A 14,489-nucleotide genomic window follows, 5' to 3' on the forward strand; every position below is an offset into this window, starting at 1 on the left:
CTTCCTCTACCGGCCCTTCCAGGTCGGCTTTCTCTTGGCGATGAAGGCGTCGATGCCTTCCGCCGCATCCTCTACCATCATGTTGCAGGCCATGACGTCACCGGCATATCGGTAAGCGTCTTCGAGCCCCATCGAGCGCTGTCGTCCGAACATGGCCTTGCCGGTACGAATCGCCACGGGGCTCTTCGAGCAGATATCGGCTGTGAGCGAAGCCACGGCGGCATCGAGCTCTCCATCCGGAGCCACCCGGCTGACGAGGCCATGGGAGAGGGCTTCGGAGGCCGAAATGAAGCGCCCCGTCACCAGCATATCGAAAGCCTGCTTGGGAGCCACGTTGCGCGACAAGGCCACGGCCGGGGTGGAGCAGAACAGTCCCACATTGATACCCGAGACGGCGAAACTGGCGCTCTCTGCGGCCACCGCGAGGTCGCAGGTAGCCACCAATTGGCAGCCCGCCGCCGTCGCCATGCCATGGACCCGAGCGATGACGGGAACCGGGCACGACACGATGCTCTGCATGACCCGGCTACAGCGGGCGAACAGGTCCTCATAATAGTCCTGGCGCGGATTGGCACGCATCTGCTTGAGATCGTGCCCAGCGCAAAAGGCCTTTCCGGCTCCCGCGATCACCACGCAGCGCGCCGCCGGGTCGTCGGCGATACCGTCCAAGGCTTCCTGGAGGGCGGCCAGCATCTCCTCCGACAGGGCATTGAACTGGCCTGGACGGTTCAGGGTGAGCGTGACCACGCCTCCTGCGTCGTTGCGCAGCAGGATCGGCTCGACCGGATGGGTTTGGGCTAGGCTCATGGGCGGCCTCCATCGCGAGGGCTGGTTCCCTAGACTCTAGGACAGGTTACGGTTCGGCGCCAACCTGACTATGGTAGCCTCCAGATCCCGGAATGAGGCTCGGCCGTTCCCGATGCCTCCGCGACAAGGACCGATATACCCGTGAGCTCGCATCCCATCAGCCGCTTCGACGTCCCCGCTCTGAAGGACCTGCCGGACGATATCCGATCGCGCATCGAGGCCGTTCAGGAGAAGTCCGGCTTCATTCCGAACGTATTCCTCACCCTGGCCCGCCGGCCGGACGAATTCCGAGCCTTCTTCGCCTATCACGACGCGTTAATGGAAAAACCCGGCAATCTCACCAAGGCGGAGCGCGAGATGATCGTGGTCGCGACGAGCGCCGCCAACGAGTGCCAGTACTGCGTCATCGCTCACGGCGCGATCCTTCGCATTCGAGCCAAAAATCCGCTGGTGGCTGATCAGATCGCCGTCAATTACCGCAAGGCCGATATCACGGACCGTCAGAAGGCGATGCTGGCCTTCGCCATGGAAGTCGCCTTGCACTCTCAGGCCGTGAACGATGCCGATCTGGCAGACTTGAGAGAGCACGGCTTCAGCGACGACGACATCTGGGACATCGCCGCGATCGCGGCTTTCTTCGGCATGTCCAACCGTCTGGCCAACGTCACCAACATGAGGCCGAACGACGAATTCTATATGATGGGACGCGGCTGATCCGCCGCACCTGAAGGTGAGCTGGGATCGGGGCGCCGGAGCGGGAGTTCCCGCTCCGGCCGTTTTCGGCTAGTAGGGAACGCGATCAGCTTTATTCTTGTACTTCTTCCAGACTTCGACGGCTTCAGGCTGCATGATCTGCACGCAGGTGATGGATCTCTCGGAGATCGGCTTGCGCAGTTCGCCGTAGATCATCGAGTCGTCGAAATCGCCGTATTCCAGCGCATCGGCGTTAGTCGACGCGTAGTAGACCTTCTCGATACCGGCCCAATAGGCCGCCGCCATGCACATCGGACAGGGCTCGGCGCTGGTATAGAGAACCGCTCCGGGGAGCTTGAAGCTTCCCGCCTTCTTGCAGGCGTTGCGGATCGCTTCGATTTCGCCATGCCAGGTCGGATCGTTCTCCGCCACGACGCGGTTTGCGCCTTCCCCGATGATTTCGCCGTCTCGAACGATCACGGTTCCGAAGACGCCGCCGGCGCTCTCAATGAGTGACGTCTTCTCGGACAGGGCGATGGCCCGCGTCATGAATTTCTTGTCGTCTTCGTTCATATGACCTCCTCTGGAACTCTCACTCTGTTTAGGACGCGTCCCACGATCGTTCGTCGATCATGGATGGTAGAGAAACGTGAAGACGGCGATCTCGATCGCGTAGAGAGCCAGCACCACGGCGAGCCCCGTGGCCTCGGCCTGCGCACGATTGCTCGGCGACGGCCTCAGCCACCACCCGAGACCCGAGACGGCAAGCGCCATCAGGGGCCATGACACGAGTGCGACGCTGAGGGCGTTCCCGATGAAGGTGGCAACGGCCAATGGCAGGGATGCCAGGTAGGGACTGAGAAACCGTATTTCCAGCATGACCACCGGAAATAGGACCAGGAGCACCAGCATGGTCTGCTTCCAAGCCGGGGGCGAGTCGCTGCCGGCGCCTGGGAACCACGCCGCAAAGCCGCTTTGCATCCGGCGGCTTTCCCATGTCGACGTTTCCCGGTCCACTTGAGCCAACAAAGCTTTCCGCTCGTCGGACTCGATCCAGGCGTCGAGTTCTGCCGGCGTCGCGAAGCGGACAAGGGTTGTCCAATACGGCACGTCCTGGGATACCGGTGCCTGGATCAGCGTGCCCATATATCCTGGGAAAGACGCCTGCGCGGATTGGATGGCCTGCGCGAAGGCTTGAAACCGACCTTCGCCGCCGGGTTGCACGGTCGTGGTGACGACCTCCGTTACGAAGGATGTGGCGTGATAATCCGGCGCCGCCTCCTCCACGATATCCGGGTTGTCGCGGGAGAGCAGGGGCAACAACTCCGCGAAGAGGGCGGCACGCTCGCCTCCAGTGCGCCATGCCTGCAAGTCAGCACTAGACTTGAAGCGCTGCGCGACTTGCCATTCGGGCGAGCCCGAATAGATCGGGATCATTTCGATGCTGACGAACCCTGCCGCGCCAGTGGCGGCCCGGCTCAGTTTCGCCTGCCAGCCCGCGAAGGTCTGAGGTGAGGCCTCGGCGAGGATAAAGCGGCTGGTAATCGCGCTGACGCCGGCCGAGGTGAAATTTTTGCCAGCGGGTGACGGCTTTCCCACAGTTGTGGAGGACGCAGTGTCGGCATGGGAGGCGCTCTGCATCCGAAATCCATTATCTAATGATAAAGCTCCCGTAGCATGCGCAGACAGAGCTGGAAACACTTAGGCCTTCGGCACTTTCGTCTAAGGACAGGCGAGAACGGGCAACTGCGCTTTCTCAGCCGTTTGGAACAAGACGGGCACCCGCAAGTTCGCTTGACGGGCATCGGTCAGGAAGCGAACGCAATGAACACGCGTGCTTGGATCATTTTAGGCGTCATCGGTATTGCTGTCGCCGGCTTCTACGTCGCCTTGTACTCGACTCATCTGAGCCCAAGTCAAGCTCCCGCCAACAACCCGAATACCGCCCCGATCACGCGGCAATCACCCAGCCAATAGGCTCCTAGCGGACACGTTCAGGGTCTGACTGTCTCTTTCGCAACGGAGTGAATGTATTGGCAGCGATCCGAATGTCGCTTTCGGAACGATTGCCGTAGCCCAACCCCCGCCCTTCATATATAATACGTATATGAATCATATATAGGGTGAGCGATGGGTATCGTGAACATTGAGGACGACCTGCACGACCAGCTTCGCAGGGCGAGCAAGGTCTCCTTTCGGTCGATCAATGCGCAGGCGGCTTACTGGATCAAACTCGGCATGCTCTGCGAGACCAATCCTGGCCTCAACTTTCAGGAGATCGTCGAGCGCGAGTTGCGGGCAGCCGGCGTGAGGGCTCGGCCATTGATCGAGAGCGAGGCGTGACCAAGCAGCCCTCGGAGCTTGTGCTGCTGGCGGAAGCCGGCCGCTTGCTCGCTTCCGTCTTTGACATGCTGGATCGAACGTCCCTTGCCGGCTTGTCGACCCTCCAGGTCAACGACATGGTCGAGCGCTTCATCGTGCAGGACCTCAAGGCACGGCCCGCGAGCAAAGGCCAGTACGGGTACGGCTTCGTGCTGAACGCGTCGGTGAACGATGTTGTCTGCCACGGGGTGCCATCGGCCACCGCCGTTCTCAAGGAGGGCGACATCGTCAATTTCGATATCACGCTCGAAAAGAATGGCTTCATCGCGGACTCCAGCAAGACTTATCTCGTGGGGCAGGTGAAGCCGGCCGCTAGGCGCCTCGTGCTGGCCGCTTATGAGGCCCTGTGGAAGGGCATTCGCATGGTTCGGCCGGGCGCGCAGCTGGGCGATGTCGGCTGGGCCATAGAGCGGTATGCCAAACAGAGCGGCTATTCCGTCGTGCGCGAGTTTTGCGGCCACGGGATCGGGCGGGAGATGCATGAGGAGCCGCAAGTCCTGCATTACGGCAAGCCGGGGACCGGGCTTCTCCTCCGCGAGGGAATGGTCTTCACGATCGAGCCGATGTTCAATAAGGGAAGGCGCAGCGTCAGAACCGAAGCCGATGGATGGACCGTCGTGACGACCGACGGTTCATTGTCCGCACAGTTCGAGCATACCGTCGCCGTGACGGCATCGGGCTTCTCGGTACTCACGCTCCGCTCCGACGAGGTCGGTTCACGCGCGAGCCGGCAGATCCGAACGCTTTGAAGCGGACGCATTCGACTCCACCAACCTGTCCCGATCCATCGCCAAGCGCTCCACGTGCAACCACCGTTGCCAGTCGGGCAGCATGTTCCAGCCCGGACGGCCGAGGTGAGCCACCGGCAAACGGTAGTGGAACACCGGCCGGGGACCGATCTTCTCGTGCGGGAGAACCGAGCGAACCCGATCGCCGTCGAGATGGGCTAGCAGTGGCAGGAGGTCGAGGGATCGCTTACGGGTCGGATTGGCTAGGAGATAGTCGTTCGTGAAGCCTTGGATGTCGGGCCAGTAGTCCGGGTCCAGTACGCGGCGGCGGTAGGTTGCCGGATAGCGCGGAGGCAACAGAAGTCCTAACCGCACGCTTCGCCCCGCGGTCGCGTCGCGAAGCTCATCCTCGAGAAGGAGAAACGCCTTAAAGTATCGCACCAGCGTTTGTGCATCGAGCTCCGGCGGATCGATGTTGAAATGGAGCCCGAGAGTATCCCACAGCATGGCTCCTCGCCCCCGTGCGCCAGCCTCCTGAAGGGCTCGGACGACCTGATCGACCGGCTCCAGCTGGTCCATTGGCAGGGGGTTAAGCACGAGTTCACGCGGGACGACGGGCGCCACCATGGTCCCAAGCCAAGCCGCGACGCGTGGAGGCAGCGTCAAACCGAGATTGCGGTGCCGCTGAGGGTGAACGTGCCGCAAATCAGTTTCGACCCGCAGGGATCCGATCCCTCTCGCCTCGACCCGGTAGGCATGCGGATCCTCAGCGTGACGGGTGCCACCGAATACCCGCGCCAGAGCATCGGCGGCTACGCGCGCGCTCGGCCCCATGAACTCGATCTCGACGCCGACCCGTCGCGGGCGGCCATCGACCGTCATCAAAGGGAACCCAGGCGGTATCAGGTCTTCAGACGAAAGGATGTCAGCGTCGACCGCCGCGTCGATCCGCATGATCGTCTCCCATCCGTAAAGGGTGGGTCCTGTCCAAGTGTTGTCGCAACAGGCTCATATTGCGCAAATTGGAGCGGTAAAACACGTCCGCCATCCAACCCACGACCGGAACTGCGCTGATGACGAAGTCAATGCCGACGTTCCGAACCATTTTCATGATCGTCGAAGCAGGGACGCCAAGTCGATGAGCCTCCCAGATCAGGTAGGCGGACATACCCTTCGAGGTGAGCAATCCGAATCCCGGCACTAGGTTCAGAATGGCGTCGGCGCCGAAGCGGATGTTGGTGCCTGGCACCCGGAGAGCGCTGTCGAGCAGGCGCGCGAGGGTGTCCAGGCGCGCACGGGTCCCCTGAGCGCGGGATGACGGATCGAAGGAAGATGCGTAGGAAAAAGTCGCCATGGTCGCCTCCCAGATGCGGAGCGACGGCTCCTCAGGTGAGAGAGTCCGACATCGCAGCCTCTAGGAAGGCTGCCAGAGGGACCCGGACCCCGATGGATCACAAATGGGGTCGATGGCTCGCGCCCGCAAGGACCCTTTGCCTCCGTCGATGTCCCGACCGATAACCCTCCTCCCCGTTCAGCTCTCGCTCATGTTCCACGCATCATAATCCCAACATCGACAGCCTTGGAAAGCGCTTGTCGATGGGGATCCGATCGGAGATGTCCACCGGATATGGACCTTAGGTCCGGATTTTGGTGTCATGTGAGGAAGAAATGCCGACTGTGTTGTTCGATGTGCTGCCTTTGATCGGAGCGGTCTCCGTTTTCCTGGCGATCTGCTCCCTGGAAGCGTCGGCCTGAGGGATGGTCAGCGCGTCGCAACCGTAGAGCGACCGGCCAGCCAACTCGCCCATTGGGCGCGGTTCCCCACAAACGCGTTCCTGTCGACGGGCCCCTTGATGCCCGGAACCCGACCCGTGGTGGTGAACTGCCACAAGGTCCAGGTGCGGTTCCGGTATCGCTCCTTCGGGTCGGCGGCGACGCTCCGCACCCAGTAGGGATAGGCGTCAAACTCGCCCTCGAGAACCTCTTCGTGAAATGTGATATCGGTGTAGATGATCGGTCGCTTTCCCGAGTGCCGCTCCATGGCGTCGAGTACCGTCTTCATCATGGCCCGCGCTCGACCCGGCGGGATCTTGCCCGGACAAGTCTTGGGATTTCCATTCCATTCCGCGTCAAGAACGGGAGGCAAGGCGTGAGGGTCCGCAGGCACGTTCCTGGCGAACCAGCGGGCTTGTTCCTCAGCCGACCGGCACCAAACCATGAAGTGATAGGCGCCGCGGGGAATTCCGGCCCGTGCGGCTCCACTCCAGTTCAGTTTGAACTTCGAGTCGAGATGGTCCACACCCTCGGTAGCCTTGATGAAGGCGAATTTCGTCCCGGCTTTGGCGACAGCCGACCAGTGAATCTCACCCTGCCAATGCGACACGTCGATGCCGTGAACCGGCATCTTGTGGACCCGAGCAACGCCTGGGTGACGAGCCGAGTCTCCTTTGGTCGGGTATTCGCTGGCATGAACCTGCCATCCCGACCCCAGCAATGCTGTCCCAACGGCGGCGTATAGGGTTCGGCGAGAAAACGCCCCGAAGGCCTGTATTTCCGTCATGTTTCTGAGCTCGATTTCGCTGCGAAGGGTGACGTCATCCACCCTGCCGCCATTGTCAGGGCGCGACGTGAACAATCCGTTCAATCGGGTCACAGGGTTCCGCATAAGCCATGACGGCCTCGGTTGCGCTTCAGTCCGCGGGGAGTGGGCGCATCTCCATCTCCGGGTTGCCGTCCCATCGGGCCAAGCCCGTGGCCATGTCGATCTCAAGAGTGAAGCGCCGTGGCATACTATGCGTATCCCCACCGCAGCCCTTACCCTGCTTCCGGTGGACACGAACCTCGGCCATCGTGCCGGGGCCATGATCGGCCACGACATACACCGAACAAGCCATCTCCTCCTTCGTCAAAAGACGGCGCTCAAGGATAATCTGCTTGGCCCGGTGGACAACCTCGCTTTGGGCTAGGGCGGCGGTTGCCAGAAGCGAGGACAGGATGACTAATGCAGCGCGCAAGGATTCGAACCTCTGATGACGTTCTTCTAGCTAGCGCATTCCCGGTCAGTCGCGATTCACAGATGCGTGGGGACTTCACGCGAGGATCGTCCCGTGCGGCACAGGTGAGTGCCTCGCCGAGACGATCAAAGGTCTTCATGTCCTGAATTCCGCTCGCGTTCTTGTGAAAGGCAGCGGGCTCGTTCCCGAGCCAGATCAGGAGCCGAGGATCGCCCGATAGGCCCTGGACGCGTCGGGAGCCTTGCGGATTTCCGCGATGGTCACCTCGTCACGCAAGCGCCTGGCGGCGCAGGCCAATACATTGAGCTGGACGCCCCCTTTGGGCATTTGCGGCAGAGCCAGAAAGAACAGGATGTCGACGGGCCTGCCGTCGACGGCATCGAAGTCAATGGGATTCTTCAGCCGGACCAGGATTCCGATAGGCTGATCAGTGCCCATAACCCGAACATGCGGGATTGCGACACCATCGCCCATCCCGGTGGACCCGAGCTTTTCGCGGTCTTGCAGCGCTTTGAACAAGACCTTCACATCTTCGTTCAACAAAGCCGCCGCCCGACCCGCAAGGTCACGCAATGCGGCATTCTTGCCGCCTGCTGCCACGTCGACGATCACGTTCGAAGCCTGTAGGAACTCTTGAATGGTCATGGTGATACGGACGTCCCTCGACGAGCGGAAGGCTCGGCAGATCAATCGGGTGCCTGGAGACGATAGCCGACGCCAGTCTCCGTGTGGATGAGAGCGGGTTGCTCCGGGTCGCTCTCGAGCTTCTGGCGCAACTGTCGGATATGGACACGCAGGTTCTGGGCGTCGACAGGGCCGCCCCAAACCTCGTGAATGATGAAGCGATGCGTCAGAACCTTGCCGGCGTGTTGAACGAGCACTCTCAAGATCTCATACTCGCGTGGAGAGAGCCTGACGTCCTGGTCGTGCACTGTCACTGTTCTTCGCACGAGATCCACCTTGAGGGCACCGACCTGGAAGATCGGACGCTCACCCTGCTGTTGAAGGCGGTGGCGGATCGCCACCCGGAGTCGGGCGATCACCTCCTTCATGCCGAAGGGCTTGGTGATATAATCGTCCGCGCCGAGTTCCAGCGCCTGCACGATTCCTGTTTCGTCAGTGCGGCTCGACAGAATAAGGATCGGGAAGTTCGATCCTTTATCTCGAAGCTCGGCCAGGAAATCCATGCCATTTCGTCCTGGCAGACCGAGATCCAGCAGCATGACGTCGGGAGCGTCCTTCGCGATCGCGTCTAGCGCTTCCTCCACGCTGCCTGCCTCGTGCACCACGTAATCCTGAGTGGTAAGGCCTGCACGCAGAAGGCGACGGATCGGCGGTTCGTCGTCAACGACGAGAACCTTGATGCCTGGTGCCGTCATGCCGCGTCTCCCTCCGCTTGCCTACGATCCGTGAACGGCAGCCTGAGCGTGAAGACCGCACCGCTTCGGTCTGCGCGGTTCGTGGCCACGATGGAACCACCCATAGCCTCGATGAAACCCCGGCAGATCGGAAGGCCGAGGCCTGTACCGGCACGGACCCGATCGCCTTTCCGGGTTCGGTAGAATTTGTCGAACACGCGTTCCAGGTCTGACTCCTGAATACCCTCGCCCTCATCGAGAATCTGGAGAACTATTCCCTCCTCCTCCCAGCCCCTTGCGAGGATTGTCGACCCCGGTGGGGAATACTTGGCGGCGTTGTCGAGAAGATTGAACAGAACCTGCTCGAACAGAACCGGATCGACGGCAATCATAGGTAGATCGGGAGCCAGGCGAACCTCGATCCGATGGTCCGACAGGACATTGCGAGCCCGGTGCAGCGCGGCCCCGAGAATATCGCTCAGGTCGTTGAGCGCGATATTGGGCGCAATCGCTCCCGACTCAAGTTTCGTCATGTCCAGCAGGTTGGCGATGAAACGGTTGAGGCGCTCGGCCTCATCCTCGACCGTCGCAAGCAGTTCATCCCTGGATGTGGCGTCAAGGGCTGTCCAGTAGCCCTTCAGGGTTTCGGCCGCGCCGATGATCGCCGCCAGGGGTGTCTTGAGGTCATGGGAGATCGAGGTCAGGAGGGCGGACCGGAGGCGGTCGGATTCTGCCAGCAGCCGGGTACGGTCCACATCCTCCACCAGCCGGATCCTCTCTGCCGCGAGGGCCGATTGATCGGACAAGGAGTGAAACAGACGGCGCTGCTCGGGCGTCAGAAGAGGACCGGGTCTGTCCCTATCGATACCGATGACGCCAACGGCGCCACGGCTCGTGCGCATGGGAATGAAGAGGCGTTTCGCGCCAGGAAGCGTGTCGGATCCTCGCCCTGTCTCTCGATCATGATCGAAAGACCATTTTGCGGCGCCTAGATCCGCATCATCCATCCGATCCTCGGGGGGATATCCTGACTTCAGTTCCAGTTGCCCGTGCTCCGGCATGAGGACGACGACCCTCACCTTCAGCATCGATGCAATCTGGAAAGATGTCGCCCAAAGCAGATCGTCGATGGTGCCGACGCTCGTGAGCTTCCGGCTGAACAGATAGAGATCCTCCGTCGTCTTCGCCCGTTGGCGGGCCACGATCGCCTGGCTGCGCACGCGTGCGGTCAGATTGCTGGCAATGAGCGCGACAAGAATGAAGAAGAAGAGCGCGAGAACGTTTTCAGGGTCGGCGATGGTGAAAGTCTGAACGGGCGGCAGAAAGAAAAAATTGAAGGCAAGAACGCTCAGGAGGCTAGCGTAAAGGCCCGGCCACAGCCCGAACGTCACGGAGGCTCCCAGGATTGCGGTCAGAAAAACCAGGGCGATGTTCTGGACGTCGAGAAAGCGGTCGAGCACGATCCCCAGCGCGAGAGCCCCCAGCACGAAGGTGGCGCTGATGGCGTAGGAACGAGCGGCCAGCTCGGAACGGGGCGGCTGGAACGACCGACGGCTGGGCGCGCTATCCGAGTTACCGAGCGCAATGACATGAACGCTGATGTTTCCGGCCTGCCGGATGATCTCATGCGTGACCGATCCCCACATCATCTCCTGGAAGCGGGACTTGGCCGGCTTTCCGATGATGATATGGGTCGCGTTGTGCGTCTCGGCGTAACGAACGACCTCCCCGGACACATCGCGACCCGGGATCGTCACGGCTTCGCCACCGAGGCGCTCCGCCAATCGCAAGGTCTCGTTGATCCGGTCGTTTGCGGCCTCCACGCGACGGAGCGAGGCCGCCGTTTCCACGTGCAGCACGGTCCAGCGCGCCTGGAGGCGTTCGGTCATGCGACGCGCATACCGGACAAGGGCCTCGCTGCCGGGGGCATCGTCGATGCAGACCAGAATGCGCTCTCCTGCCGCCCAAGGTCCTGGGATCGCGTTGGCCTGCATGTGATCGAGGAGCTGTGCATCGACTCGTTGGGCAGTGCGTCGCAGCGCAAGCTCTCGCAAGGCAGTCAAATTGCCGGGAGAGAAATAGTGAGTGAGAGCCCGCTGCGCCGTTTGAGAGACATAAACCTTGCCCTCATTGAGTCTCTGGATCAGGTCCTCTGGGGTGATGTCGATCACCTCGATGGCGTCGGCCCGCTCGAGGATGGCGTCCGGAACGGTCTCCCGTACGCGGATCCGAGTAATCTGCGCCACGACATCGTTCAGGCTCTCCACATGCTGGACGTTCATCGTCGTGAACACGTCGATCCCCGCCGCGAGAAGCTCCTCGACGTCCATGTATCGCTTGGGGTGCCGGCTGCCGTCCGCATTCGTGTGGGCCAGCTCGTCGACGAGCACCAGCTCAGGCCGCCGCTTCAGGATCGCGTCGAGATCCATTTCCTCGAGGCGGTGGCCCTTGTAATCGAGTGTCCTCCGCGGCAGAATCTCAAGCCCCTCGACCAGTGCTTGGGTTTCACGGCGGCCGTGGGTTTCCACGACACCGATGACGACGTCGATACCCTCGTTTCGCTTGGCGGCTGCCTCCATCAACATTTCATAGGTCTTGCCGACGCCTGGGGCGGCGCCGAGGAAGACTTTCAGGCGGCCTCGACCCTCCCGCTTCGCGGCGCGGAGCAGGGCATCGGGCGAGGGTCGAAAGGAGTCGAGGATTCGGGTGTCAGCCATGGTGGTTCAGGGTCGGAACGACCGGATGACGGTCGCACCGGTGGCAAGAGGTTACCCGTTAATGCGGTCGAGCGCGAGGTTCAGCTTGAGGACATTGACCCGGGGCTCCCCAAGGACGCCCAGCACCCGCTGCTCCGTATGCTCCGCCACGATCTGCCGAACGCGCTCCTCCTGGAGGCCCCGGGCGGCGGCGACACGAGGGACTTGGAACAGGGCAGCTTCGGGCGAAATATCGGGATCGAGGCCGCTACCGGAGGCGGTCACGAGGTCGACCGGCACAGATTGCCCTCGGTTCTGGGACTTCCGGACGTCCGCATCGCCTTTGATGCGGTCGATCAGGACCTGGCTGGTGGGGGCAAGGTTGGAGCCGCCGGAATTTGCCGCGTTGTAGGGGACGGAGGTCGTCTTGCTCGGGTCGGCGGGATCAGGGCCGACGGTGGCGGACAGACGGCCTTGAAAGTAGCGATCACTCGCAAAATTCTGGCCAATGAGTTCTGATCCGATCACCTGGCCGTTCACCGCAATCAGGCTCCCATTGGCTCTGCCGGGTAGAACGGCTTGGGCGATGCCTGTCATGCCAAGGGGATAAAGGAGGCCTGTAATCACCGTCATGGCGACGATCATCACGAGAGCGGGGCGAAGCTGACGAAGCATGGGGTTGACCTTTCAGGCGAGGCCGATGGCGCTGATGGCCATGTCGATGGCCTTGATGGCGATGAATGGGATGACGATGCCGCCGAGGCCGTAGACGATGAGGTTGCGGCGCAGGAGCGGCCCGGCCCCCACAGCGCGGTACTTCACGCCCCTCAGGGCCAATGGGATCAGCGCGATGATGATGAGTGCATTGAAGATGATGGCGGACAGGATCGCGCTCTCGGGTGTCGCGAGACCCATGACGTTCAGAGCGCCGAGTTGGGGATAGATCCCGGCGAAGATTGCCGGAATGATCGCGAAGTACTTGGCGACATCGTTGGCGATGGAAAAGGTCGTGAGAGATCCCCTCGTCATCAGCAATTGCTTCCCGATCTCCACGATCTCGATCAGCTTCGTCGGGTCGCTGTCGAGATCGACCATGTTCCCGGCCTCCCGGGCCGCGACCGTGCCGGTATTCATGGCAACGCCCACATCGGCCTGCGCCAAGGCTGGTGCATCGTTCGTGCCGTCGCCGCACATCGCCACGAGCTTGCCTTGCGCCTGCTCGGAGCGAATGAGCTGGAGCTTGTCCTCAGGTGTCGCCTGCGCGAGAAAGTCGTCGACCCCTGCCTCCGCCGCGATGGCGGCCGCCGTCATGGGATTGTCGCCGGTGATCATCACGGTTCGGATGCCCATGCGACGCAACTCGGCGAAGCGCTCCCGGATGCCCCCCTTGACGACGTCCTTGAGCTGAACCACGCCGAGAAGGCGTCCGTCCATGGCAACGGCCAGCGGGGTTCCGCCTGCTTTGGCGATCTCGTCTGCAAGGGCCTGAATCTCGCGCACCTGCTCGGAGGTCACCAGTGGCTTTAGGGACTGAGCGGCCCCGCCGTGAAAGACGGGAATCGCTCCGCTCACGGAGGAAAGGATCGAATCCACTGCCCCCTTGCGGATCGATCTCCCTCCTATGTCGACACCGCTCATGCGGGTCTGCGCAGTGAACGGCACGAAGGCGGCGCCGAGTTCGGTCATGTCGCGGGCGCGGATGCCATACTTCTCCTTTGCCAGCACGACGATGGAGCGCCCCTCGGGAGTCTCGTCAGCCAGCGACGCGAGTTGGGCCGCGTCAGCCAATTCCACCTCGCTCACGCCGCGAATGGGCCTGAATGATGTGGCCTGACGGTTGCCAAGGGTGATGGTGCCGGTCTTGTCGAGCAGGAGCGTGTCGACATCGCCTGCAGCCTCCACGGCACGGCCCGACATGGCGAGCACGTTGAAGCGCACAAGGCGATCCATGCCGGCGATGCCGATGGCGGAGAGGAGCGCCCCGATGGTCGTCGGGATCAGCGTGACGAAGAGCGCCACGAGAGATATGATCGGAATGGCGCCGCCGGCATAGCTTGCGAAGCTGGGGATGGTCGAGACGGCGATGACGAAGATCAGCGTCAATCCGGCGAGCAGGATGTTGAGGGCGATCTCGTTCGGGGTCTTTTGGCGCGAGGCGCCCTCGACGAGCGCGATCATCCTGTCGATGAAGGTCGAGCCGGGCGCCGCCGTGATCCGGACCCGGATCCAATCCGACAGCACCTGTGTGCCCCCCGTGACCGCCGAGCGGTCGCCGCCCGACTCGCGAATCACGGGCGCGGACTCGCCCGTGATGGCGGCTTCGTTGACGGATGCCACGCCCTCGATGACCTCACCGTCGCTGGGGATGATGTCGCCAGTCTCGACGAGGACGAGATCGCCAACCTTCAACTCTGTGCCCGCGATGACCGTGTAATCCCTCCCGGAGGCGTGAGTAAGCTTCTTGGCGGTCGTCTCGGTCCGGGTCCTGCGCAAGGACGCGGCTTGGGCCTTGCCTCTTCCCTCCGCCACGGCCTCGGCGAAATTCGCGAAGAGCAGCGTGAACCAGAGCCAGAGGATGATCTGGAACGAGAAACCGAGGCTCTCTCCACCGATCGCCAGATGCTTGACGAACAGGACGCTGGTGAGGATCGCGACGACCTCGACGACGAACATGACCGGGTTGCGGATCATGATCCGGGGATCGAGTTTGGTGAAGGCGGCACCCAGTGCCGGAACAATGATGTGCGGGTCCATGATGGAGGCCTTGGAGGCCCCGCCACGGGTCTGAGCGGTGTTCATCGATGAACTCCT

Annotated in this window: 15 protein-coding genes; 3 read left to right on the plus strand and 12 right to left on the minus strand. The window is 62.1% G+C overall.

Features of this window, described 5'->3' with window-relative positions; genetic code table 11:
- Nucleotides 1–6 precede the first annotated feature (6 nt).
- On the minus strand, nt 7–807 hold the full coding sequence (locus tag ILT42_RS00795) for an enoyl-CoA hydratase (protein ID WP_204213405.1): 801 nt from the start codon (nt 805–807) through the stop codon (nt 7–9).
- A gap of 141 nt (nt 808–948) precedes the next feature.
- On the opposite strand from ILT42_RS00795, the gene ILT42_RS00800 reads away from it, so the two are divergent.
- Entirely contained in the window at nt 949–1,521 is a 573-nt protein-coding gene (locus ILT42_RS00800; protein ID WP_204213406.1) for a peroxidase-related enzyme, read from the plus strand.
- Nucleotides 1,522–1,590: 69 nt separating this feature from the next.
- Here ILT42_RS00800 and ILT42_RS00805 read toward each other — a convergent pair whose 3' ends face one another.
- Nucleotides 1,591–2,073, minus strand: a complete 483-nt coding sequence (locus tag ILT42_RS00805; protein WP_204213407.1) for a nucleoside deaminase — start codon at nt 2,071–2,073, stop codon at nt 1,591–1,593.
- Between the two features lie 57 nt (nt 2,074–2,130).
- Nucleotides 2,131–3,141, minus strand: coding sequence for a hypothetical protein (locus ILT42_RS00810; RefSeq protein WP_204213408.1), 1,011 nt, complete (start codon nt 3,139–3,141; stop codon nt 2,131–2,133).
- A 489-nt stretch (nt 3,142–3,630) separates the two neighbouring features.
- On the opposite strand from ILT42_RS00810, the gene ILT42_RS00815 reads away from it, so the two are divergent.
- Together ILT42_RS00815 and map are read left to right on the plus strand one after the other, a co-directional pair.
- On the plus strand, nt 3,631–3,843 hold the full coding sequence (locus tag ILT42_RS00815) for a ParD-like family protein (protein WP_204213409.1): 213 nt from the start codon (nt 3,631–3,633) through the stop codon (nt 3,841–3,843).
- Nucleotides 3,840–4,631 (plus strand): type I methionyl aminopeptidase, encoded by a 792-nt coding sequence (gene map, locus ILT42_RS00820; protein WP_204213410.1) that lies wholly within the window; start codon nt 3,840–3,842, stop codon nt 4,629–4,631. Before ILT42_RS00815 ends, map begins: the two co-directional genes overlap by 4 nt.
- On the opposite strand, the gene ILT42_RS00825 is transcribed toward map, so the two are convergent.
- The 9 genes from ILT42_RS00825 to kdpB form a co-directional block, all read right to left on the minus strand.
- The gene (locus ILT42_RS00825) at nt 4,599–5,564 is read right to left on the minus strand and encodes an amidoligase family protein (protein ID WP_204213411.1); all 966 of its coding nucleotides are present in this window, start codon (nt 5,562–5,564) and stop codon (nt 4,599–4,601) included. The genes map and ILT42_RS00825 overlap by 33 nt on opposite strands.
- Nucleotides 5,536–5,964, minus strand: a complete 429-nt coding sequence (locus ILT42_RS00830; protein WP_204213412.1) for a DUF4112 domain-containing protein — start codon at nt 5,962–5,964, stop codon at nt 5,536–5,538. The genes ILT42_RS00825 and ILT42_RS00830 overlap by 29 nt, the downstream gene beginning before the upstream one ends.
- Nucleotides 5,965–6,372: 408 nt before the next feature.
- Nucleotides 6,373–7,014, minus strand: coding sequence for a glycoside hydrolase family 25 protein (locus ILT42_RS00835; RefSeq protein ID WP_204213413.1), 642 nt, complete (start codon nt 7,012–7,014; stop codon nt 6,373–6,375).
- A gap of 286 nt (nt 7,015–7,300) precedes the next feature.
- Entirely contained in the window at nt 7,301–7,624 is a 324-nt protein-coding gene (locus ILT42_RS00840; RefSeq protein ID WP_204213414.1) for a hypothetical protein, read from the minus strand.
- 195 nt (nt 7,625–7,819) lie between these two features.
- Nucleotides 7,820–8,269: a PTS sugar transporter subunit IIA gene (locus tag ILT42_RS00845; RefSeq protein ID WP_229428388.1), complete on the minus strand. Its 450-nt coding sequence runs from the start codon at nt 8,267–8,269 to the stop codon at nt 7,820–7,822.
- Nucleotides 8,270–8,310: 41 nt separating this feature from the next.
- Nucleotides 8,311–9,003: a response regulator transcription factor gene (locus ILT42_RS00850; RefSeq protein ID WP_204213416.1), complete on the minus strand. Its 693-nt coding sequence runs from the start codon at nt 9,001–9,003 to the stop codon at nt 8,311–8,313.
- Nucleotides 9,000–11,699 (minus strand): sensor histidine kinase, encoded by a 2,700-nt coding sequence (locus ILT42_RS00855; protein WP_204213417.1) that lies wholly within the window; start codon nt 11,697–11,699, stop codon nt 9,000–9,002. Before ILT42_RS00855 ends, ILT42_RS00850 begins: the two co-directional genes overlap by 4 nt.
- Nucleotides 11,700–11,750: 51 nt before the next feature.
- A complete protein-coding gene (locus tag ILT42_RS00860) occupies nt 11,751–12,353 on the minus strand; it encodes a K(+)-transporting ATPase subunit C (RefSeq protein WP_204213418.1) in 603 nt (200 codons plus the stop codon).
- Nucleotides 12,354–12,365: 12 nt separating this feature from the next.
- Nucleotides 12,366–14,477 (minus strand): potassium-transporting ATPase subunit KdpB, encoded by a 2,112-nt coding sequence (kdpB, locus tag ILT42_RS00865; RefSeq protein WP_324617686.1) that lies wholly within the window; start codon nt 14,475–14,477, stop codon nt 12,366–12,368.
- Nucleotides 14,478–14,489 lie beyond the last annotated feature (12 nt).

This window comes from Microvirga pudoricolor, from assembly GCF_016892705.1.
GTDB classification, from domain to species: domain Bacteria; phylum Pseudomonadota; class Alphaproteobacteria; order Rhizobiales; family Beijerinckiaceae; genus Microvirga; species Microvirga pudoricolor.